A 19,068-nucleotide genomic window follows, 5' to 3' on the forward strand; every position below is an offset into this window, starting at 1 on the left:
GGGCAGTCGATATACATTGCGACTGCCCCACCGCTATCGCAGGCAAGCCAGCTCCCACAGGGGGTTTGTGCAGGTTTTGGGGGGGCATGTCATTCATTGGTCTTGCGCACGGCCGGCAAGGTGAAGCCCGATACCGAGCGGCGCAACTGGCTGGCCATTTTGGCCAGGTTGCCAATGCTCTCGGCGGTGGCCGTGGAGCCCGATGAGGTCTGGCTGGTGATCTGCTGGATCACGTTCATGGTCAGGGAGATCTGCCCCGCCGACGAGGTTTGCTGCTGTGCGGCGTTGGAGATGCTCTGGATCAGCGCGGCCAGGGTCTTGGACACCCCTTCGATCTCCTCCAGGGCCACCCCGGCGTCTTGGGCCAGGCGTGCGCCACGCACCACTTCGGTGGTGGTCTGCTCCATGGAGATCACGGCTTCGTTGGTGTCGGTCTGGATCGCCCGCACCAGGTTCTCGATCTGCCGGGTGGCGGCCGATGAGCGTTCGGCCAGGCGCTGCACTTCGTCGGCCACCACCGCAAACCCACGCCCGGCATCACCGGCCATGCTCGCCTGGATCGCCGCGTTGAGGGCGAGGATGTTGGTCTGCTCGGCAATGTCGTCGATCAGGCTGACAATATCGCCAATTTCCTGGGACGACTCCCCCAGGCGCTTGATGCGCTTGGCAGTGTCCTGGATCTGCTCGCGGATGTTATCCATGCCGTGGATGGTGTTGTGCACCACCTCGTTGCCCTTGTTGGCGATTTCCACCGAGCGCTCGGCCACCGCCGAAGACTCGGCGGCGTTGGCCGAAACCTGGTCGATGGACTGCGCCATCTGGTTGATTGCCGTCGAGGCTTCGGCGATCTGCTGGGCCTGGTGCTCCGAGGCCTGAGCCAGGTGCATGGCGGTGGCCTGGGTCTCCTGTACGGCGCCGGCCACTTCACCGGCAGTCAGGTTGATGGTCGCCACCAGGTCGCGCAACTGGTCCACCGAATAGTTGATGGAGTCGGCGATGGTGCCGGTAAAGTCTTCGGTCACCGAGGCGGTCACGGTGAGGTCGCCGTCGGCCAGGTCTTCGATCTCGTCGAGCAAGCGCATGATCGCGTTCTGGTTGCGTTCGTTTTTCTCGGCGGTTTCGCGCAACTGGCGATTGGTCTCGCGCACCATCACCAGGCCGATCAGGATGATTGACGCCAGCGCCAGCAAGCCCAGGACATAGCCGCCGATGGTGTCGAGGGTGCGCCCGCCGGCCAGGTTTTCAAAACCGGTGGCCAGGTGCGAGGCTTCATCGAGCAGGGTTTGCGACAGGCTGAAGATATGGCTCGCCGAGGCGCGCACCTGGAACAGTTGCGGTGAGGTTTCGAGAATCTCATCCACGGAGCCGGAGACAAACTCGAACAGCTCGGCAATCTCCGCCAGGCGCGCGCGGGCGTCCGGGTCTTGCACCTCGCTGATCGTCAAGCCAGCGCTGCCCTGGAGCATGCCGGCCAGGACCTGGCCAAAGCGGTTGGCATCGCGGCCAAAGGCGTCGGCGGCCTTGACTGCCGTGTCATCCCCCGCCAGCACGGTATTGACCGCCCCCAGGATACGCTCGGCCAACAACGACTGACGCTGGGCCACTGCCACCTGGCTGGCGGGTGCGCCGCGTTGCAGCAGGATCTCGACGACTTTCTCCGACTCCAGCTGCAATTGCGGCACGGTTTCGGCCAGGGTCGCCGCCACTTGATGCAGGGACAGCACCGTCTGCTCGCTGGCCAGGATCACGTCGGTGTTCTTGAGCAAGGCTTCCCAGTCATGCTGCACCGCACGCATTTCGCTGCGCACCGCACTGGGCGCGGCGGGCAGGCCGGTGGCCGGGTCGCCTTTTTTCAGGTAGCTCCAGCGCTGGGCAAAATCATTGCGCGCCTCGCTCAGCAGCTTGAACGCGGCGGCCTTGCCGGCTGCGGCCTCGGTGGCGTTCTTGGCAATGCGCTGGGACAGCACCCGCAGCTCGCCGGCGTGGCCGATGTACTGCTTGTCGTAGGTGGACTGGGTGTTGAGGTACGCGAAGTTGGCGAACAGCAGCATGATGAAGATGATCAGCGCGATAAACAGCACGATGATCTGCGAACGGCTACGGGAGGCTTCCTGCGGTTTGACGGGCGTGGCGGTGCTCATGCGGCAACATCCAGAAAGCCCGGGGCCTGGGCCAGGGCGAAGGGGCTGAAGACCTGCCACGGCGGGTCGCCGCTGAACTGGCCTTGGATAAACGCGGCGCTGGCCGCGGGCACGCTGGCGGACACCGGGTGCAGCAGGTCCTGGGCAAAGTGCTGCAGGCCGACCACCTCATCCACCAGCAAGCCGACGAAGGTGTCTTCGTGCTCGATCACCAGCACCCGGCGCTGCTTGCGCGCCGCCGACAGCTCATAGCCGAAGAACCCACACAGGTTGATCACCGGCAGCAAGCGCCCGCGCAGGTTGGCCACGCCCCTGACCCAGGGCTTGACCCCGGGCATCAGGGTGCAGCGCGGCTCGTGCAGCACTTCGGCGACTTCGCCCATGGGCGCCACATACCAATGCCCGCCCAGGCGAAAGCCGATGCCGCTCCAACTGTGCGAGCGGGTTTCCTGGGACGGCAAATCAGCGGCCAGCAGACGGCAGCGGCGGTCGATGTCCAGCAGCAGCTCAAAGGCGGTTTGCGACTCGGTCATGGGAACGTGCCGTCAGGGCTTGAGCACCGAGTTCAGGACTTCGATCAGCTTGTCTTCTTCCACCGGCTTGGTCAGGTACGCCTTGGCGCCCTGGCGTGCGCCCCAGATCTTGTCGGTTTCCTGGTCCTTGGTGGTGACGATGATGATCGGGATACCGTTGGTTTCGGGCTCCTTGGACAACTGGCGCGTGGCCTGGAAGCCATTGAGGCCGGGCATGACGATATCCATCAGGACGGCATCGGGCTTTTCCTGGCGGGCCAGGGCCACGCCATCGGCACCATTCTCGGCCTTGAGGACCTGGTGGCCGTGCTTTTCCAGCATGCCGGTCAGTTTGTACATTTCAGTCGGCGAATCGTCGACGATCAGAACGCGTGCCATGGTTTTCCCCACTACATTGGTCGACGCAAGCCCCGGGGGGCTGGGTCAATGTGCTTGTTCTACTGCGGCGAAACCCGGCACATAGGCCTTGATCGCACTCAGCAGTTCTTCCTTGCTGAAAGGCTTGGTCAAAAATTGATCGACGCCGACAATGCGCCCCTTGGCCTTGTCGAACAGACCGTCCCTGGACGACAGCATGATCACCGGGATGGCCTTGAACGCCGGGTTGTTCTTGACCAGGGCGCAGGTCTGATAGCCATCCAGGCGCGGCATCATGATGTCGACAAAGATAATGTGCGGGTGATGGTCAACGATCCTGGCCAGGGCATCAAAACCGTCGATGGCCGTGATGACGTCGCACCCTACGTTCTTCAACAGCGTTTCAGCGGTGCGGCGAATCGTCTTCGAGTCGTCGATCACCATCACTTTCAAGGCGTTGGAATGCTGTTCCATATCTGCTCTACCATCGCCACAGCGAATCGGTTTTCGGTGTGTACTGCCGGGCACTGCCTGGGACAAGCGCCAAAACCCTTGCCGTGCAAGGGCCGACACGCCATGGCAGCCTTTTTAGCACAGACTGGGGAGGCAATCTATCGGCCGACCGGCAAGGTGGTTTTTCCTTGACCCACAACAGCCACAGCGCCACTCTGACGCCACTTTTATGCGCCCTTATTTGCTAGAGGAAATCCCCCATGAGCGTTCGCGTCGGCATTGTCATGGACCCTATCGCCAGCATCTCCTATAAAAAGGACAGCTCCCTGGCCATGCTGCTGGCCGCCCAGGCCCGTGGCTGGAGCCTGTTCTATATGGAACAGCGCGACCTGTACCAGGGCGACGGCGAGGCGCGGGCGCGGATGCGCCCCTTGCAGGTGTTCGCCAACCCAGAGAAGTGGTTCGAGCTGCAAGACGAGGTCGACAGCCCCTTGAGCGACCTGGACGTGATCCTGATGCGCAAGGATCCGCCGTTCGACATGGAGTTCGTCTACTCCACCTACCTGTTGGAGCAGGCCGAGCGCGCCGGCGTGCTGATCGTCAACAAGCCGCAGAGCCTGCGCGACTGCAACGAAAAGCTGTTCGCCACGCTGTTCCCACAGTGCACGCCGCCCACCGTGGTCAGCCGCCGCGCCGACGTGCTGCGTGAATTTGCCGCCAAGCACGGCGATGTGATCCTCAAGCCGCTGGACGGCATGGGCGGCACCTCGATCTTCCGTCACCGTGCGGGCGACCCGAACCTGTCGGTGATCCTGGAGACCCTGACCGCCCTGGGCACCCAGCAGATCATGGGCCAGGCCTACTTGCCGGCGATCAAGGACGGCGACAAGCGCATCCTGATGATCGACGGCGAGCCGGTGGACTACTGCCTGGCGCGTATCCCGGCGGCCGGCGAGACCCGTGGCAACCTCGCGGCCGGTGGTCGTGGCGAAGCCCGCCCGCTGAGCGACAAGGACCGCTGGATCGCTACCCAGGTTGGCCCGACCCTGCGGGAAAAAGGCCTGCTGTTTGTAGGCCTTGACGTAATTGGCGAGCACCTGACCGAAATCAACGTGACCAGTCCCACCTGTATCCGCGAAATAGACAACGCGTTCGGCACCAATATCGGCGAAATGCTCATGGCGGCGATTGCCGACAAGCTACAAGCCAAGTGACATAGAACAGCCGGATGTAAACCAACATTGCGCTATCATGCGCCACCTGTGAAACGCGCGATGTTGGTTTTCCTGTTATGACGCTTCCGTCCGACCTGCCCCCCGAATTCCGCCACAGCAGCGTACGCCCGGCTGATCGGCTCGGGTTTACCCTGTTCCTGGCAGCGCTGATTCACTTGGCGTTGATCCTCGGCCTGGGCTTCACCTTCGTCGAACCCCAGCAAATCAGCAAAACCCTGGAAATCACCCTCGCCACCTTCAAAAGTGAGAAAAAGCCCGAAAAAGCCGACTTTCTGGCGCAGGACAATCAGCAGGGCAGCGGCACCCTGGATAAAAAGGCAGTGCCCAAGACCACCGAAGTGGCGCCCTTCCAGGACAACAAGATCAATAAGGTCACCCCGCCCCCAGTGGCCAGGCCCGAGGTCAAGCAGGCCGCGCCCAAGGCCGCCGTCGCCACCGTCGCGCCAAAACCCCAGAAGGCCGTGACCCAGCGCGAAGCCGTGAAAACTGAGCCTGCGCCAAGCAAACCTGCCCCCACATTTGACAGCTCGCAGCTTTCCAGCGAAATCTCCAGCCTGGAGGCCGAACTGGCCAACGAGCAACAGCTGTACGCCAAGCGTCCGCGCATCTACCGGCTCAACGCCGCCTCTACCATGCGCGACAAAGGCGCCTGGTATAAGGACGAATGGCGCAAGAAGGTCGAGCGCATCGGCAACCTGAACTACCCGGACGAGGCCCGGCGCCAGCAGATCTACGGCAATTTGCGCCTGCTGGTGTCGATCAACCGCGACGGCTCCCTGTATGAAGTGTTGGTGCTGGAGTCGTCCGGCCAGCCGTTGCTGGACCAGGCGGCGCAACGCATCGTGCGCCTGGCCGCCCCGTTTGCCCCGTTTACTGGCGACCTGGCCGATATCGACCGCCTGGAAATCATCCGCACCTGGCGTTTTGCCAAGGGCGACCGGCTTTCCAGCAACTGACCCGCGCCCTCGCTCCTACATGGGGAACATATCCGCTAACCGTATTCCTACACATCCCCAGCTTGTCAGTTCGCCCCTCCAACGCCACACTAGCGGACATGAAAAATGTCAGCCCGACTTACCTCAAGCACCAATTCCTGATCGCCATGCCCCATATGGCCGACCCGAACTTTGCGCACACCTTGACCTATATCGTCGAGCACACGGCCAATGGCGCCATGGGGCTGGTGGTCAACCGCCCGCAGGACCTGAACCTGGCGGATATCCTTGAGCAACTGCGCCCGGAGATCGAGCCACCGGCCAGTTGCCAGGCGGTGCCGATCTATTTCGGCGGCCCGGTGCAGACTGACCGGGGCTTTGTGCTGCATCCCAGCGGCCCGACGTTCCAGGCCACTGTCGACCTGGAGGGCGTGTCCCTGTCCACCTCCCAGGACGTGCTGTTTGCCATCGCCGATGGCGTCGGCCCGCAGCAGAGCCTGATTACCCTGGGCTACGCGGGCTGGGACGCCGGGCAACTGGAAGAAGAGCTGGCCAACAACGCGTGGCTGACTTGCCCGTTCGATGCCGACATTCTGTTCAATACCGCCAGCGAGCTGCGTCTTAACGCCGCGGCCAAGCAGTTGGGGGTCAACCTCAACCTGCTGACCAGCCAGGCGGGGCACGCCTGATGGCCTTGCGACTGATCCTCGGGTTTGACTACGGCACCAAACAGATCGGCGTGGCCGTGGGCCAGGTCATCACCGGCCAGGCCCGCGAGCTGTGTACCTTGAAGGCGCAGAACGGCATCCCGGACTGGAATCAGGTCGAAGCCCTGATCAAGGAATGGAAGCCCGACGCGGTAGTGGTCGGCCTGCCGCTGAACATGGACGGCACCCCCAGCGACATGTGCCTGCGCGCCGAAAAGTTCGCCCGTCGCCTCAATGGCCGCTACAACCTGCCCTTCTATACCCACGATGAACGCCTGACCACCTTCGAGGCCAAGGGTGAGCGTCGCGACCGTGGCGGGCAAAAAGGCAGCTACCGCGACAACCCAGTCGACGCCATTGCCGCCGCCTTGCTGCTGCAGGGCTGGCTGGATGAAAACACCGCTTTATTTGAATCCTGACTGACGCGGCTTGCCGCGTCTTCTTACGTTTGAGCCCGGACTTTGTCGGCACCACGCTGCCCAAGCCCCTGAAGGAGCCACCATGAGCCTGCCCAATCCCGCCGAACTGATCCGTCAGATGGCGACGAGCCTCACGACCCACCTGCAACAGCGTGCCATCAGCGAACCGCGTTTCATCGGCATCCGCACCGGTGGCGTGTGGGTCGCCCAGGCGTTGCTGCAAGAGCTGGGCAGTGACTCGCCCCTGGGCACCCTGGACGTGTCCTTCTACCGCGATGACTTCAGCCAGAACGGCCTGCACCCGCAAGTGCGCCCATCTGCCCTGCCCTTCGAGATCGAAGGCCAGCATCTGGTGCTGATCGATGATGTGCTGATGAGCGGCCGTACCATCCGCGCCGCCATGAACGAGCTGTTCGACTACGGCCGCCCGGCCAGCATCACCCTGGTCTGTTTGCTCGACCTTGAGGCGGGCGAACTGCCGATCAGCCCGGATGTGGTGGGTGCCACCCTGTCGCTTTCAGCCCAACAGCGGGTAAAATTGTCCGGTCCCACGCCGCTCGAACTCGAACTGCAAGACCTCGCCCTTTAAACCGCCTTGTAAAGAGTCCCCGCGATGACGCCTCTAGATGCCAAGCGCCCGCTGCAGCTCAACGCTCAGGGCCAGCTGCAACACTTCCTGTCCCTCGACGGCCTGCCCCGCGAATTGCTCACCGAAATCCTCGACACGGCCGACTCGTTCCTTGAAGTCGGCGGCCGGGCGGTGAAAAAAGTCCCGCTGCTGCGCGGCAAAACCATTTGCAACGTGTTCTTCGAGAACTCGACGCGCACCCGCACCACCTTCGAGCTGGCGGCCCAGCGCCTGTCAGCCGACGTGATCACCCTGAACGTCTCCACCTCATCGGCGAGCAAGGGCGAAACCCTGCTCGACACCCTGCGCAACCTGGAGGCCATGGCCGCCGATATGTTCGTGGTGCGCCATGGCGACTCGGGCGCGGCGCACTTTATCGCCGAGCACGTGTGCCCGCAGGTGGCGATCATCAACGGCGGCGATGGCCGCCACGCCCACCCGACCCAGGGCATGCTCGACATGCTCACCATCCGTCGGCACAAGGGCGGCTTTGAAAACCTCTCGGTGGCCATCGTCGGCGATATCCTGCATTCGCGGGTAGCGCGCTCGAACATGCTGGCCCTGAAAACCCTGGGCTGCCCGGATATCCGCGTGATTGCGCCAAAAACCCTGCTGCCGGTGGGCATCGAGCAATACGGGGTGAAGGTCTACACCGACATGGCCGAGGGCCTGAAGGATGTCGACGTGGTGATCATGCTACGCCTGCAACGCGAGCGCATGGCCGGTGGCCTGCTGCCCAGCGAAGGCGAGTTCTACCGCCTGTTCGGCCTGACCACCGCGCGCCTGGCCGGCGCCAAGCCGGATGCGATTGTCATGCACCCCGGCCCGATCAACCGGGGAGTGGAGATTGAGTCGGCGGTGGCCGACGGGCCGCATTCGGTGATTCTCAACCAGGTCACCTACGGTATCGCCGTACGCATGGCCGTGCTGTCCATGGCCATGAGCGGGCAAACGGCCCAACGTCAATTCGAGCAGGAGAACGCCCAGTGAAGCTCAGCATTCTCGGCGCCCGAGTCATCGATCCGGCCAGCGGCCTGGATCAAGTTACGGATCTGCACCTGGAAGCCGGCAAGATCATTGCCATCGGCGCCGCCCCCAGCGGTTTCAGCCCGGTTCAAAGCATCGACGCCAAAGGCCTGGTGGCCGCGCCCGGCCTGGTGGACCTGAACGTCGCCCTGCGCGAGCCGGGCTACAGCCGCAAAGGCAGCATCGCCAGCGAAACCCGCGCCGCGGCGGCTGGCGGTGTCACCAGCCTGTGCTGCCCACCGCAGACCAAACCGGTGCTGGACACCTCGGCCGTGGCCGAGCTGATCCTCGACCGCGCCCGCGAGGCCGGCAATTGCAAAGTGTTCCCCATTGGCGCCCTGAGCAAAGGCCTGGATGGCGAGCAACTGGCCGAACTGATTGCCCTGCGCGACGCCGGTTGCGTGGCCTTCGGCAATGGCCTGGAGAGTTTTCGCAGCACCCGCACCCTGTGCCGTGCCCTGGAATACGCGGCCACCTTCGACCTGACGGTGATCTTCCACTCCCAGGACCACGACCTGGCCGAAGGCGGCCTGGCCCACGAAGGCCCCACCGCCAGCTTCCTCGGCCTGGCAGGCATCCCGGAAACCGCAGAAACCGTGGCCCTGGCCCGTGACCTGCTGCTGGTGGAACAAAGCGGCGTACGCGCGCACTTCAGCCAACTGACCAGCGCCCGCGGCGTGGCCCTGATCGCCCAGGCCCAGGCCCGTGGGTTGCCGGTGACCGCTGATGTGGCGCTGTATCAGTTGATCCTGACTGACGAGGCGCTGATCGACTTCTCCAGCCTGTACCACGTGCAACCGCCACTGCGCACCCGCGCCGACCGCGACGGTTTACGTGCGGCGGTGAAATCCGGGGTGGTGTCGGCAATCTCCAGCCACCACCAGCCCCACGAACGGGATGCCAAGTTGGCACCGTTTGGCGCGACAGAGCCTGGGATCAGCAGCGTCGAGCTGCTGCTGCCACTGGCAATGACCCTGGTGGAGGATGGGTTGCTGGACCTGCCAACGCTGCTGGCACGCCTGGGCTCAGGCCCGGCCGAGGCGCTACGCCTGCCGGCGGGCAAGCTGGCGGTGGGTGCGGCGGCGGACCTGGTGCTGTTTGATCCGGCCAGCTCCACCGTGGCGGGTGAGCAGTGGCTGTCTCGGGGTGAGAACTGCCCGTTCATCGGCCATAGTTTGCCGGCGACCGTGCGCTACACCCTGGTGGATGGGCGGATCAGCTACCAGGCTTGATCCGCTAAAGAGTGGGAACAGGCTTGTGTGGGAGCTGGCTTGCCTGCGATTGCATCACCTCAGTGTCACTGACATACCGAGGTGCCCGCATCGCAGGCAAGCCAGCTCCCACATGCGCCTAGCTACGCTTACCGACCGCCCAACCGCTCGGCATTGCGAATCGAAACCTGCGTATTCAGTGTCCAGAAGTCATACAGCACACCCACCAGGAACAAGCCACCCGTCACCAGGTACAACAGGCCGGTGAGCCATTTGCCCTGGTACATGCGGTGCAAGCCAAACACCCCAAGAAACGTCAGAAGAATCCAGGCCACGTTGTATTCAATGGGCCCGGCGGTAAAGCGCAGGTCGGCTTCGCGGTCCATTGCCGGGATCAAAAACAGGTCGATCAGCCAGCCAATCCCCAGCAACCCGAAGGTAAAGAACCAGATCGTCCCGGTCACCGGCTTGCCGTAATAGAAGCGGTGCGCCCCGGTAAAACCGAAGATCCAGAGCAGGTAACCGATCACCTTGCTATGGGTGTCCTGTTGCGAAACATCCTGTCGATAGGTGTTCATGAATAACCTCTTTTGCCTCGATAGATAAATATTTCTGGTTTCTTTGTGACTTTTTTACAGGCACCCGACGTACGGCAAATGCTATCGTCGCTTCCCTCAAAGCCTTATGCCGCCTGACTTGTGTAGGACAATTGCGACAGTTCGTCGCGGATTTCCTGATTTTGACGTCAAGGTTCAGTCGACAAACGGCCTGAGAAAGACACTAAAAGCTGTTATAAAGTTGCGCGCAAACCAACAAGAGCCTGCCTAATGCGACCATTTTTAAAGACATGGCTAACCATTTGCCTATTAATGCCACTGGCCGCCCACGCCACCAATCGTGAGCAACGACTTCCGAACGTTAATGGTTTCACCCCTAAAGCCCACGCCACTACCAGCTCCGCCAAATCGGTAAAACTCACGGTCAAGCGCCCGACTCAACCGGGCAAGTCCAACGTTAAAGCAGTTCCCGGCCTGGTAGCGAGCAATAACCAGCAAAGCAGCAAAGTCTTGAGCCGTGCGGTCAACGTGCTCGGCACTCCTTATCGTTGGGGCGGTAGCAGCCCAAGTAAAGGCTTTGATTGCAGCGGCCTGGTGAAATACGCCTTCAATGATGTGGCCGCAGTGGATTTGCCACGCACCTCCAATGCCATGGCCAGCGGCCACGGGCAAAAGGTTGATCGCAAAGACCTGAAGCCTGGCGACCTGTTGTTCTTCAAGCTCAAGAGCCGCCAGGTCAACCATGTAGCCATTTATCTGGGCAACGACCGTTTTATCCACGCACCGCGCCGTGGCAAGTCGGTCAGCATCGACACCCTGAAAAAGCCGTTCTGGAACAAGAACTACGTGATTGCCAAGCGCGTGTTGCCTAAAGAGCAGAGCAACCTGCAGCTTGTGCAACGCTGACAGCGAATGCAAATGTGAATGCTGGCTTGTGTGGGAGCTGGCTTGCCTGCGATAGCATCACCTCAGTGTGACTGACACACCGGGTTGCCTGCATCCCAGGCAAGCCAGCTCCCACATCCTATATATCTGCTGGCACCCGCGCCTGCCCCCGCGCCTCTTCGCGACTAATCAGCCCCTGACCGACCAACCCCTTCAAACTCATATCCAACGTTTTCATCCCCAACGCCCCACCCGTCTGGATTGCCGAGTACAACTGCGCCACCTTGTCCTCGCGGATCAGGTTACGGATCGCCGGTGTGCCGAGCATGATTTCATGGGCCGCCACACGCCCGCCGCCCACCTTCTTCAACAACACCTGGGACACCACCGCCTGCAGCGATTGCGAGAGCATCGAGCGGATCATGGCCTTTTCCCCCGCCGGGAACACATCCACCAGCCGATCCACGGTTTTCGCCGCCGAACTGGTGTGCAGGGTGCCAAACACCAGGTGCCCGGTTTCTGCCGCCGTCAGGGCCAGGCGGATGGTGTCCAGGTCACGCAATTCGCCGACCAGGATCACATCCGGGTCCTCGCGCAGCGCCGAACGCAGGGCCGTCGGAAAGCTGTGGGTATCGCGATACACCTGGCGCTGGCTGATCAACGCCTTGCGCGGCTCATGGACAAACTCGATGGGGTCCTCAAGGGTCAGGATGTGTTGCTGGCGGGTGTTGTTGAGGTAATCGACCATCGCCGCCAGGGTGGTGGACTTGCCCGAGCCCGTGGCGCCGGTCACCAGCACCAGCCCCCTGGGTAGCTCGGCGATGCGCCGGAATATATCGCCCAGCCCCAGGGTTTCCAGGCTCTGGACCCGGGTGGGGATCACGCGAAACACCGCACCCATCCCCCGGTGCTGCTGGAACACATTGGCGCGAAAGCGCGCGACGCCAGGCAACTCGAAGGAAAAATCCGTTTCAAGAGATGTTTCGAAATCCTTTTGTTGATGCTGATTGAGGATCGGGCTGAGCAAGTCCGCTACTTGCGTAGCGCTCAGTACCGGCCAATCCAGTGGCAGTACTTCGCCATCGACGCGCATCCTCGGCGCCAACCCTGCCGATAGATGCAGGTCGGAGGCGCCCTGGCTGACGCTTGCCGCCAGCAGTTCAGTGATGTCCATAGGGCTATCCATTTCCAGTAGAATGCCGCGGACTCCATATCCGCGGGCGCAACTTTAATGTCGAACATAGCAGACAATATCGGCCTGGTTACCGAGCGAATCCGTGCCGCAGCCCGGGCCGTGCAACGCAATGAAACCAGCGTGCACTTGCTGGCCGTGAGCAAGACCAAACCCGCGCAAGCCGTGCGCGAAGCCTATGCCGCCGGAATGCGCGACTTTGGCGAGAACTACTTACAGGAAGCCCTCGGCAAACAGGCCGATTTAACCGACTTGCCCTTGAGTTGGCACTTTATCGGCCCCATTCAATCGAACAAGACGCGCGCTATCGCCGAGAACTTCGCCTGGGTGCACTCCGTGGACCGCCTGAAAATTGCCCAACGCCTGTCCGAGCAACGCCCGGCCGACCTGCCGCCGCTCAATATCTGCATTCAGGTCAATGTCAGTGGCGAAGCCAGCAAATCCGGCTGTACGCCCGCCGACTTGCCGGCGCTGGCCGCGGCGATCCAGGCCCTGCCCCGCTTGACGCTGCGGGGCCTGATGGCGATCCCCGAGCCCACCGACGACCGTGCGGCGCAGGATGCGGCGTTTGCCGCCGTGCGTGACTTGCAGGCGGGCCTGGACCTTGGGCTCGACACACTGTCCATGGGCATGAGCCATGACCTTGAGTCGGCCATTGCCCAAGGGGCCACCTGGGTGCGGATCGGGACCGCCCTGTTTGGTGCCCGCGACTACGGCCAGCCATGAAAATCGCTGACTTCCATCTGAGTAAGGACCTGTCATGAGCAGCACGCGTATAGCCTTTATCGGCGCCGGTAACATGGCGGCCAGCCTGATCGGCGGCCTGCGGGCCAAGGGCCTGGAGGCCTCGCGGATTCGCGCCAGCGATCCGGGCGCCGAGACCCGCACCCGAGTGAGCGCCGAGCACGGTATCCAAACCTTTGCCGACAACGCCGAGGCCATCCAGGGCGCGGACGTGATCGTGCTGGCGGTCAAGCCACAGGCCATGAAGGCCGTGTGTGAAGCCTTGCGCCCAAGCCTGGCGCCGCAGCAACTGGTGGTGTCGATTGCCGCCGGCATCAACTGCGCCAGCCTGAACGCCTGGCTCGGCGCCCAGCCCATCGTGCGCTGCATGCCCAACACGCCATCGCTGCTGCGCCAGGGTGTCAGCGGCCTGTATGCCACCGCCCAAGTGAGCGCCGCGCAGCGTGAGCAGGCCCAGGCGCTGTTGTCGGCCGTGGGCCTGGCCCTGTGGCTGGACGAAGAACAGCAACTGGACGCCGTCACGGCGGTGTCCGGCAGTGGCCCGGCGTATTTCTTCCTGCTGGTCGAGGCCATGACCGCCGCCGGCGTGAAACTGGGCCTGCCTCGGGAAATCGCCGAGCAACTGACCCAGCAGACCGCCCTCGGCGCCGCGCATATGGTGGTGTCCAGCGATGTGGACGCGGCCGAGTTGCGTCGCCGCGTGACCTCGCCCAATGGCACCACACAGGCTGCCATCGAATCATTCCAGGCCGGGGGCTTTGAAGCCCTGGTCGAAAAAGCACTGGGTGCCGCCGCGCACCGCTCGGCAGAACTTGCCGAACAACTGGGTCAATAAGGAGCCAATATGATTGGTTTGAACACCGCAGCCGTCTACGTGCTGCAAACCCTCGGCAGCCTCTATCTGCTGATCGTGCTGTTGCGTTTTGTGTTGCAACTGGTACGCGCCAACTTCTACAACCCGCTCTGCCAATTCGCCGTGAAGGCCACCCAGCCGTTGCTCAAGCCGTTGCGCCGGGTGATCCCGAGCCTGTTCGGCCTGGACATGTCGTCGCTGGTGCTGGCGATCCTGGTCCAACTGGCGCTGATGGCCCTGACGCTGCTGCTGACCTACGGCACCATGGGCAACTTCCTGCAACTGCTGGTCTGGGCCGTGATTGGCGTGACCGCGCTGTTCCTGAAGATCTTCTTCTTTGCCCTGATTATCAGCGTGATCCTGTCCTGGGTCGCACCGGGCAGCCATAACCCTGGCGCCGAACTGGTCAACCAGATCTGCGAGCCGGCATTGGCGCCGTTTCGCAAGATCCTGCCGAACCTGGGTGGCCTGGATATCTCGCCGATCCTTGCGTTCATGGTGCTCAAGCTCCTGGACATGCTGGTGATCAACAACCTGGCGGCCATGACCATGATGCCGGACATCCTGCGCTTGCTGATCTGACCAGCCCCCTGCCTAGCACAGATGACCTGTGGGAGCTGGCTTGCCAGCTCCCACATTTTGGTAACTGTGTCTTGAAGTGAATCCATGCAGGCCTTTGCTTGCCGCTAGGCCCCCCTCTCTTTAGACTTACGCCTCATTTAAACGAGAGCAGGGTCGATGCCAGCTGCCTTCCCCCCCGATTCTGTTGGACTGGTCGTGCCCCAAGTGGCGCACTTCAGCGAACCCCTGGCCCTGGCCTGCGGGCGGTCGTTGCCGGCCTATGACCTGATCTATGAAACCTACGGCGAGTTGAACGCCACGGCCAGCAATGCCGTGCTGATCTGCCACGCCCTGTCCGGCCATCACCACGCCGCTGGCTACCACAGCGTCGACGAGCGCAAGCCCGGCTGGTGGGACAGCTGTATCGGCCCCGGCAAGCCCATCGACACCAGCAAGTTCTTTGTGGTCAGCCTGAACAACCTCGGCGGCTGCAATGGTTCCACCGGCCCCAGCAGCCTCAACCCGGAAACCGGCAAGCCGTTTGGCGCCGACTTCCCGGTGCTGACCGTGGAAGACTGGGTGCACAGCCAGGCGCGCCTGGCCGACCTGCTGGGCATCCCGCAATGGGCCGCCGTGATCGGTGGCAGCCTGGGCGGCATGCAGGCCCTGCAATGGACCATCACCTACCCCGACCGCGTGCGCCATTGCCTGGCCATCGCCTCGGCCCCCAAGTTGTCGGCGCAGAACATCGCCTTCAACGAAGTGGCGCGCCAGGCGATCCTCACCGACCCCGAATTCCACGGCGGGTCGTTCCAGGAAGCCGGGGTGATCCCCAAGCGCGGCTTGATGCTGGCGCGGATGGTCGGGCACATCACCTACCTGTCGGATGACTCCATGGGCGAAAAATTCGGCCGTGGGCTCAAGAGCGAGAAACTCAACTACGACTTCCACAGCGTCGAATTCCAGGTCGAAAGCTACCTGCGTTACCAGGGCGAGGAGTTTTCCGGGCGTTTCGACGCCAATACCTACCTGCTGATGACCAAGGCTTTGGACTACTTCGACCCGGCGGCAAACTGTGACGACGACCTGGCGAAGACCTTCGAGGGTGCCAGCGCCAAGTTCTGCGTGATGTCGTTCACCACCGACTGGCGCTTCTCGCCGGCCCGTTCGCGGGAGCTGGTGGATGCGTTGATGGCCGCGCGCAAAGACGTCTGCTACCTGGAGATCGATGCACCGCAAGGCCACGACGCCTTCCTGATCCCGATCCCGCGCTACTTGCAGGCCTTCAGCAACTACATGAACCGCATAACTTTGTGAGAACGCCATGAGAGCCGACCTGGAAATCATCCAAGACTGGATCCCCGCCGGCAGCCGCGTGCTCGACCTGGGTTGCGGCGATGGCGAACTGCTGAGCTGGCTGCGCGACAACAAGCAAGTCACCGGCTATGGCCTGGAAAACGACCCGGATAACATCGCCCAGTGCGTGGCCAAGGGCATCAACGTGATCGAGCAGGACCTGGACAAGGGCCTGGGCAACTTTGCCAGCAACAGCTTCGATATCGTGGTGATGACCCAGGCCTTGCAAGCCGTGCACTACCCGGATCGGATCCTCGACGAGATGTTGCGCGTCGGTCGCCAGTGCATCATCACCTTCCCCAACTTCGGGCACTGGCGCTGCCGCTGGTACCTGGCCACCAAGGGCCGGATGCCGGTATCGGACTTTCTGCCGTACACCTGGTACAACACGCCCAACATTCACTTCTGCACCTTCGAGGACTTCGAGGCGCTGTGCCGCGGGCGCGAAGCCAAGGTGATCAACCGCCTTGCCGTCGATCAACAGCATCGCCACGGCTGGGCAAGTAAGCTGTGGCCTAATCTTTTAGGTGAAATCGGGATTTATCGGGTCAGCAGTCCTGGCCTGACCGACCACCAGATTGCCGTCTAACCATTTTCGAGGAGGACGATCATGAGTCGCCTGGCTATTTTTCTACTCACTGCCTGCCTGGGCGCCAGCGCCATGGCCGCCGGCCCTATCGACAGCAATCGGCAGAAGGCATTTGGTGATATCACCGTGCACTACAGCACGTTCACCTCCAGCTTCCTGCAGCCCGAGACAGCCCAGGCCGTGGGTGTGGTGCGCAGCAAGAACAAGGGCATGATCAACATCACGGTGAAAAAAGGCGGGGAGGCGGTGGCAGCGCAAGTGACCGGCACGATCAAGGACTTGACCGGCAAGAGCGAAATGCTGACCTTCAAGCAAATCACCGAAAAAGGCGCAATCTACTACCTGGCCCCCTACTCGGTGCCGCAGCAGGAATTTCGCACCTTCACCATCAATGTTGATACCAACGGCAAGGCCCATGGTTTCAGTTTCACCCAAGAATTGTTCCCGGCCAAATAATGAACCTGACACAACTCGTACTGGCCAGCCATAACGCCGGCAAACTCAAGGAACTCCAGGCCATGCTCGGCGAATCGGTGCACTTGCGCTCGATTGGCGAGTTCAGCCAGGTGGAGCCGGAAGAGACCGGCCTGTCGTTCGTCGAGAACGCCATCCTCAAGGCCCGCAATGCCGCGCGCATTTCCGGGCTGCCGGCACTGGCCGACGATTCGGGCCTGGCGGTGGACTTCCTCGGCGGCGCTCCTGGCATCTACTCGGCGCGCTATGCCGACGGCAAAGGCGACGCGGCGAACAACGCCAAGCTGCTGGACGCCCTCAAGGACGTGCCGGACGCGATGCGCGGCGCGCAGTTTGTGTGCGTGCTGGCGCTGGTAAGGCATGCCGACGACCCGCTGCCGATCCTCTGCGAAGGCCTGTGGCACGGGCGCATCCTGCATGCCGCCAGCGGCGAGCACGGGTTTGGCTACGACCCGCTGTTCTGGGTGCCGGAGCGCAATGTGTCCAGCGCCGAACTGAGCCCGGCCGACAAGAACCAGATCAGCCACCGCGCCCGCGCCATGGCTTTGCTGCGCCAGCGTCTGGGTTTGCAATGACCCAGGACACCTCCGCGCTGCCACTGATCCACGGTGGCGCGCAAACACCTCGGGCGGCCCTGCCGGTGCTGCCGCCCCTGGCGCTGTATATCCATATCCCGTGGTGCGTGCGCAAATGCCCCTATTGCGACTTCAACTCCCACACCGCCAGCCAGGTGCTGCCGGAACAAGAGTATGTCGACGCGTTGCTGGCGGACCTGGACCAGGACCTGCACGCGGTGTATGGCCGCGAGTTGAGTTCGATCTTCTTTGGCGGCGGCACGCCCAGCCTGTTCAGTGCGGCCGCGCTGGGCCGGTTGCTGGAGGGCGTGGAACAACGCATCCCGTTTGCCCGCGACATCGAGATCACCCTGGAAGCCAACCCCGGCACCTTCGAGCAAGAGAAGTTCGTCGCCTACCGCAAGCTGGGGATCAATCGCCTGTCCATCGGCATCCAGAGCTTCCAACAGGAAAAGCTCCAGGCCCTGGGCCGCATCCACAACGGCGACGAAGCCGTACGCGCCGCCGGTATGGCGCGCCAGGCCGGGTTCGATAACTTCAACCTGGACCTGATGCACGGTTTGCCCGATCAATCCCTGGACGATGCCTTGAGCGACCTGCGCCAGGCCATCGCCCTCAAGCCGACCCATCTGTCGTGGTACCAACTGACCCTGGAACCCAACACCGTGTTCTGGAACCAGCCGCCGACGCTGCCAGAAGACGACACCCTGTGGGATATCCAGGAAGCCGGCCAGGCCCTGCTCGCCGAACACGGCTACGCGCAATATGAAGTCTCGGCCTACGCCCAACCGGGCCGACCTGCACGGCATAACCTCAATTACTGGAGCTTTGGCGACTTTATCGGCATTGGCGCCGGCGCCCACGGCAAGCTCAGTCATCCAGACGGGCGCATCGTGCGCACCTGGAAGACCCGCGCACCGAAGGACTACCTCAACCCGGCCAAAAGCTTTCAGGCAGGCATGAAAGAGCTGACCAACGAAGAGTTGCCTTTCGAGTTCCTGATGAACGCCCTGCGCCTTACCGACGGCGTTGAAGCCAGGCTTTACGCCGAACGCACTGGCCTGGACCTGGCCAGCCTCAACGAGGCCCGTCGCGAGGCAGAACAAAGTGGCTTATTGCAGGTCGAACCGTCACGCCTGGCGGCCACGGACCGTGGGCAACTCTTTCTCAATGACCTGCTGCAGAAGTTTTTGAGCTGATCGCTCTTAAGGAAATCGAATGGATCTGGTACTCGACCTGCTCGCCACCGTATCCCGCTGGAGCCGTAGCAACCTGTCGGAAATCTCCCTGGCGCTGGTAGGCTGCCTATTGGTGCTGTTCGGCGCCGATATCAAGGGCTGGGTCGAAGCGCGCCTGGGCAACATCGCCGGCGCCTTGCGTGTGCCACTGATGGCCCTGCTGTGCATGATCGGCAGCGGTGCTGCGCTGATCTACGCCACGCCGTGGATTGTGCGGGGGTTGAGCCAGTTCAATAACTACAGCCTGGCGCCGGTGCTGTTGGTGGTGCTGGTGTTGATTGGCGTGGTTGCCGACCGTCGCTGACTCAAAGCCCACCGCAAAACAACTGTGGGAGCTGGCTTGCCTGCGATAGCATCACCTCGGTGTATCAGTGATACCGAAGTGATGCTATCGCAGGC

23 protein-coding genes are annotated in these 19,068 nt (G+C 62.5%); 17 read left to right on the forward strand and 6 right to left on the reverse strand.

Annotation, left to right across the window (positions count from 1 at the left end; translation table 11 throughout):
• Positions 1-89 precede the first annotated feature (89 nt).
• Genes AC07W7_RS26340 through pilG form a run of 4 tightly spaced genes read right to left on the reverse strand, consistent with a single transcriptional unit; the run spans position 90 to position 3,505 of the window.
• Complete coding sequence (locus tag AC07W7_RS26340) at positions 90-2,141, reverse strand: methyl-accepting chemotaxis protein (RefSeq protein ID WP_076963171.1); 2,052 nt, start codon at positions 2,139-2,141, stop codon at positions 90-92.
• Entirely contained in the window at positions 2,138-2,674 is a 537-nt protein-coding gene (locus AC07W7_RS26345) for a chemotaxis protein CheW (protein WP_076963170.1), read from the reverse strand. Before AC07W7_RS26345 ends, AC07W7_RS26340 begins: the two co-directional genes overlap by 4 nt.
• A 12-nt stretch (positions 2,675-2,686) precedes the next feature.
• Positions 2,687-3,052, reverse strand: coding sequence for a twitching motility response regulator PilH (gene pilH / locus AC07W7_RS26350; protein ID WP_029300454.1), 366 nt, complete (start codon positions 3,050-3,052; stop codon positions 2,687-2,689).
• 45 nt (positions 3,053-3,097) lie between these two features.
• The gene (gene pilG / locus AC07W7_RS26355; RefSeq protein ID WP_076963169.1) at positions 3,098-3,505 is read right to left on the reverse strand and encodes a twitching motility response regulator PilG; all 408 of its coding nucleotides are present in this window, start codon (positions 3,503-3,505) and stop codon (positions 3,098-3,100) included.
• A 239-nt stretch (positions 3,506-3,744) separates the two neighbouring features.
• Between pilG and gshB the strand changes: the two genes are divergently transcribed.
• The 7 genes from gshB (at position 3,745) to AC07W7_RS26390 (ending at position 9,666) form a co-directional block, all read left to right on the forward strand.
• The gene (gshB, locus tag AC07W7_RS26360; RefSeq protein WP_495040405.1) at positions 3,745-4,698 is read left to right on the forward strand and encodes a glutathione synthase; all 954 of its coding nucleotides are present in this window, start codon (positions 3,745-3,747) and stop codon (positions 4,696-4,698) included.
• Between the two features lie 77 nt (positions 4,699-4,775).
• Positions 4,776-5,675 (forward strand): energy transducer TonB, encoded by a 900-nt coding sequence (locus AC07W7_RS26365; RefSeq protein WP_099168622.1) that lies wholly within the window; start codon positions 4,776-4,778, stop codon positions 5,673-5,675.
• A 98-nt stretch (positions 5,676-5,773) separates the two neighbouring features.
• Positions 5,774-6,343 carry a YqgE/AlgH family protein gene (locus tag AC07W7_RS26370; protein ID WP_076963166.1) on the forward strand — a complete coding sequence of 190 codons (570 nt, stop codon included), beginning with the start codon at positions 5,774-5,776 and terminating at the stop codon, positions 6,341-6,343.
• Complete coding sequence (gene ruvX / locus AC07W7_RS26375; RefSeq protein ID WP_005792259.1) at positions 6,343-6,780, forward strand: Holliday junction resolvase RuvX; 438 nt, start codon at positions 6,343-6,345, stop codon at positions 6,778-6,780. Before AC07W7_RS26370 ends, ruvX begins: the two co-directional genes overlap by 1 nt.
• Positions 6,781-6,862: 82 nt before the next feature.
• On the forward strand, positions 6,863-7,369 hold the full coding sequence (gene pyrR, locus AC07W7_RS26380; protein WP_076963165.1) for a bifunctional pyr operon transcriptional regulator/uracil phosphoribosyltransferase PyrR: 507 nt from the start codon (positions 6,863-6,865) through the stop codon (positions 7,367-7,369).
• A 24-nt stretch (positions 7,370-7,393) separates the two neighbouring features.
• Positions 7,394-8,398: an aspartate carbamoyltransferase catalytic subunit gene (locus AC07W7_RS26385; protein WP_038444135.1), complete on the forward strand. Its 1,005-nt coding sequence runs from the start codon at positions 7,394-7,396 to the stop codon at positions 8,396-8,398.
• Positions 8,395-9,666: a dihydroorotase gene (locus AC07W7_RS26390; RefSeq protein ID WP_076963163.1), complete on the forward strand. Its 1,272-nt coding sequence runs from the start codon at positions 8,395-8,397 to the stop codon at positions 9,664-9,666. The genes AC07W7_RS26385 and AC07W7_RS26390 overlap by 4 nt, the downstream gene beginning before the upstream one ends.
• Before the next feature lie 128 nt (positions 9,667-9,794).
• Here AC07W7_RS26390 and AC07W7_RS26395 read toward each other — a convergent pair whose 3' ends face one another.
• Positions 9,795-10,223, reverse strand: a complete 429-nt coding sequence (locus AC07W7_RS26395; RefSeq protein WP_057440372.1) for an NINE protein — start codon at positions 10,221-10,223, stop codon at positions 9,795-9,797.
• 249 nt (positions 10,224-10,472) lie between these two features.
• Between AC07W7_RS26395 and AC07W7_RS26400 the strand changes: the two genes are divergently transcribed.
• Entirely contained in the window at positions 10,473-11,108 is a 636-nt protein-coding gene (locus tag AC07W7_RS26400; RefSeq protein WP_076963162.1) for a C40 family peptidase, read from the forward strand.
• Between the two features lie 118 nt (positions 11,109-11,226).
• On the opposite strand, the gene AC07W7_RS26405 is transcribed toward AC07W7_RS26400, so the two are convergent.
• Entirely contained in the window at positions 11,227-12,261 is a 1,035-nt protein-coding gene (locus AC07W7_RS26405) for a type IV pilus twitching motility protein PilT (RefSeq protein ID WP_495040406.1), read from the reverse strand.
• A 57-nt stretch (positions 12,262-12,318) separates the two neighbouring features.
• Here AC07W7_RS26405 and AC07W7_RS26410 point away from each other — a divergent pair, with 57 nt between their 5' ends.
• From AC07W7_RS26410 to AC07W7_RS26450, 9 genes are all read left to right on the forward strand, one after another.
• Positions 12,319-13,005: a YggS family pyridoxal phosphate-dependent enzyme gene (locus tag AC07W7_RS26410; RefSeq protein WP_236309076.1), complete on the forward strand. Its 687-nt coding sequence runs from the start codon at positions 12,319-12,321 to the stop codon at positions 13,003-13,005.
• Positions 13,006-13,039: 34 nt separating this feature from the next.
• Positions 13,040-13,858, forward strand: coding sequence for a pyrroline-5-carboxylate reductase (gene proC / locus AC07W7_RS26415; protein ID WP_495040407.1), 819 nt, complete (start codon positions 13,040-13,042; stop codon positions 13,856-13,858).
• A 9-nt stretch (positions 13,859-13,867) separates the two neighbouring features.
• Entirely contained in the window at positions 13,868-14,458 is a 591-nt protein-coding gene (locus tag AC07W7_RS26420) for a YggT family protein (RefSeq protein WP_038444147.1), read from the forward strand.
• 156 nt (positions 14,459-14,614) lie between these two features.
• A complete protein-coding gene (metX, locus tag AC07W7_RS26425; protein ID WP_076963158.1) occupies positions 14,615-15,754 on the forward strand; it encodes a homoserine O-succinyltransferase MetX in 1,140 nt (379 codons plus the stop codon).
• A gap of 7 nt (positions 15,755-15,761) precedes the next feature.
• Positions 15,762-16,382, forward strand: coding sequence for a methionine biosynthesis protein MetW (gene metW, locus AC07W7_RS26430; protein ID WP_495040408.1), 621 nt, complete (start codon positions 15,762-15,764; stop codon positions 16,380-16,382).
• 21 nt (positions 16,383-16,403) lie between these two features.
• The gene (locus tag AC07W7_RS26435) at positions 16,404-16,838 is read left to right on the forward strand and encodes a DUF4426 domain-containing protein (protein WP_169900914.1); all 435 of its coding nucleotides are present in this window, start codon (positions 16,404-16,406) and stop codon (positions 16,836-16,838) included.
• Positions 16,835-17,431 carry an RdgB/HAM1 family non-canonical purine NTP pyrophosphatase gene (gene rdgB / locus AC07W7_RS26440; RefSeq protein WP_495040409.1) on the forward strand — a complete coding sequence of 199 codons (597 nt, stop codon included), beginning with the start codon at positions 16,835-16,837 and terminating at the stop codon, positions 17,429-17,431. Before AC07W7_RS26435 ends, rdgB begins: the two co-directional genes overlap by 4 nt.
• Positions 17,428-18,630: a radical SAM family heme chaperone HemW gene (hemW, locus tag AC07W7_RS26445; protein WP_076963154.1), complete on the forward strand. Its 1,203-nt coding sequence runs from the start codon at positions 17,428-17,430 to the stop codon at positions 18,628-18,630. The genes rdgB and hemW overlap by 4 nt, the downstream gene beginning before the upstream one ends.
• Positions 18,631-18,649: 19 nt before the next feature.
• Complete coding sequence (locus tag AC07W7_RS26450) at positions 18,650-18,973, forward strand: DUF3392 domain-containing protein (RefSeq protein ID WP_029300493.1); 324 nt, start codon at positions 18,650-18,652, stop codon at positions 18,971-18,973.
• The last annotated feature ends 95 nt before the right edge of the window (positions 18,974-19,068 follow it).

This window comes from Pseudomonas sp. GW821-FHT01D09 (genome assembly GCF_059422465.1).